The organism is Novipirellula artificiosorum (assembly GCF_007860135.1).
Lineage (GTDB): Bacteria > Planctomycetota > Planctomycetia > Pirellulales > Pirellulaceae > Novipirellula_A > Novipirellula_A artificiosorum.
This window is the reverse complement of sequence record NZ_SJPV01000052.1, coordinates 1-2,692: the sequence shown is the minus strand read 5'-3', so window position 1 is coordinate 2,692 and position 2,692 is coordinate 1. Positions and strand designations below refer to the sequence as shown.

The 2,692-nt window shown below is 57.8% G+C and carries 2 protein-coding genes; both read left to right on the top strand.

The features are described 5' to 3' along the window. The coding region (locus Poly41_RS35360; RefSeq protein WP_231616159.1) for a hypothetical protein at positions 1-187 on the top strand (187 nt) is incomplete at its 5' end. Between the two features lie 599 nt (positions 188-786). Beyond that, complete coding sequence (locus tag Poly41_RS34705) at positions 787-2,520, top strand: hypothetical protein (RefSeq protein ID WP_197232002.1); 1,734 nt, start codon at positions 787-789, stop codon at positions 2,518-2,520. The last annotated feature ends 172 nt before the right edge of the window (positions 2,521-2,692 follow it).

The window sequence follows — 2,692 nt, the reverse complement described above, 5'->3', positions numbered from 1 at the left end:
CGCACCCATGAACCGCACCTCCGTGCAACAGGCTTTCCCATGTTCGCAGCACCAGCGCGAACCGCAAGGCAACAATCATTCGCAGCGGTTTGTCGAAAGTCCAGAGCGAAATCTCGTCACCTACCCCGCAGATGTATTAGACACCACCCGAGATGCGAGGTACAACGAGCCGCGCAGCGAGAGGTAAATCCTGTATGTCTTTTTTCAATCAACAACTTAAAAACCGGACGACCTCCTTGCAGAAGGGGTCGGGGTGAGAGTTTCTCCGTCGTGCAGGTTGCTCGCTGTTTTAATGGGCATGTGCGCCTGATCCCCCCCCTCTTCGCCAGCCCTTCTCCCCCTAAAAATTGGGTGAGAAGGGAGCCAGAATCTTGGGTGAAACGGAATTTACAAAGTCACTCCAACTTGCCGCGCAGGCAGGATTCCCATCACGCCACGCCACAGGGAGAGTGGAGAGTGAGGTCCGTAAACGCTTATTTTTCAAGTACTTAAGAACTGTACGACGTCTTTGGTCCAGCTTGCCAGCGACTCCGAGGCCTCTGCCAATCCCGAAACGCTCCGCGTCGTCGAGTGTTAATCTATACGGTTTGTAGACACTTCCTCGAATTCTTCTGCATAACCGTCCGATCTAATACAACGCGACGACTATCTCGATTGAGATGCGTCGTTGGGGCCTGCCTTGTTGGCACGTCCAACGGAAGGGCGGCGTCTGTTGGTTGCAGGCAGAAAACGCTCCACAGGTGAAAATCGTTGCAGCTCAGACAGTTTGCGAAGGATCGTGTTGAGATGACAGATTTGCGAATCGCCCCCGTTTTAGCTCTCGCGGCGTTGCTTTCAACTACTGCGATCGGCCATGCACAGGACCCCGTTGCCGCTGGTTCAGCGGCCGCCGCAGCAGCGAGCTCGGCTCCCAGCACGATCTGGCGAATGATGGGGATCCCTCAAGGGCTGCAGAAGATCCGCGACGTGGCGACCAACCGACGTGGGAATCATCCTGCCTTGGAACGGAAGCCACCGCTCAAACGCATCGCCGACCCCGCGAACCTCGAGTCGGAGAACCCAGCGATCAAAGCCGCGGCGGAGATCAAGCAAGCCGAGGACATGAAACAGCAGAAAATCAAAGCGATCAAATACCTCGCGAGCATCGGCTGCGGCTGCTACGACAAAGATGGAAAAATCACCGAAGCGCTCTTGGCAGCCACCGACGACTGCACTCCCGATGTCCGGCTAGCGGCCATCCAAGCGATCGATGAAGCATCGGACTGCGAATGCTGTCGCAAGTGTGGCTCAAAGTCTTGCTGCAACGAAAAGATCACCAAACGGCTTAGCGAGATTGCCTACGAACGAGACAACTCGGGATGTCCGCTGGAGCCATCGGCTGAAATTCGACAACTGGCCAAGAAAGTGCTTTGCAAGTGTTGCCCTGGCGGACCGCCCAGCGGACCGATCGAGGAAGACTATCCTGAGCCCATGGAAGTAGAGCCAGGTGCTGAGGATGACATGGAACCGACGCCACTCGAGGACGAACCGAGAAGGGGAGAAGCACAGGAAGAGGAGCAACCGCTTCGAGGCGAATCGGCCGACTCGGACGAGGAAGCCATGGGCGAGCAGTCCGAAGACCTCCTGAGCGAGTTTGAGGAAGTGACCGCGACAGACACTGCGGATGAGTTCAATAAACCGTATGGCGACATCGACGAGGATGCGGCTTTGCAGCAGGACTCCTCCTACAACTTGTATCATCAACCACGCGACTTGCAATTGAACCAATCCTCGATGGCGAAGCCGCTGGGAGCGTTTCTCAACGACCACCGTGGAGCAGCCAACACGAACCAGCCAATCGAGCGGCTAGAACTCTTGGTTTCCGACGAGCCCGTTCAAATCCTGCGTCGTTCGCCGATGGTTGTTAACGCAGAACCAGCCAAATCGGCATCCGAAATGATCGCCGTTGTCCCAGAGGATCTTTCGGCGAAGGCAGTGGTTCAAGTGAGTTCCATGTCTACGGAGGACGCCGAGCCCGTACACACGATCATTTCGATGCCGGTCCCCGCGCCACTAGCCATCTCCGCTCCCGCGCCACCAGTCATCTCCGCTCCCGCGCCACCAGTCATCTCCGCTCCCGCGCCACCAGTCATCTCCGCTCCCGCGCCACCAGTCATCTCCGCTCCCGCGCCACCAGCCATCTCCGCTCCCGCGCCGCCGGTTAGCTCCGTCCCCGCACTACCCGTCACACCGGTCTCCGCCGAATCGGTCAGCTCGGCCAGCCCGCTACCGGCAGGTTTGATTGTCGGCGAAATTGTCTCGTTGAATTTTGACCGTGGTGAAGTCGTTTTGGTGGGGGACCAGCTTCGCCAAGTTGACTTGGGACGGCCCGCGGCGATCTTTCGCCGTACAGCACGTGGCGTGATGAAGGTCACGGAAATCGTCATGACATCGACCAGCGATGACAAGGCGATCGCAACCACGACCCAAACCGATGCGGTTCGCCATATCCAACTCGGCGACCGAGCCGTCTGGCGATAGTGCATCCATTCGCGGTCGCGTCCTTTGAGTTGAAATGAACGGGTAAGTTGGTCGGGGGGCCGCTGCAATGCATCGCTATTTATGGGTCACTGTATTCGTTTTGAATCCGCTGCTCACACTGTGTTGGCTTCCTACGAGTGCCTCGGAGCCCGGCGGCGGTGTGCTCCGCATC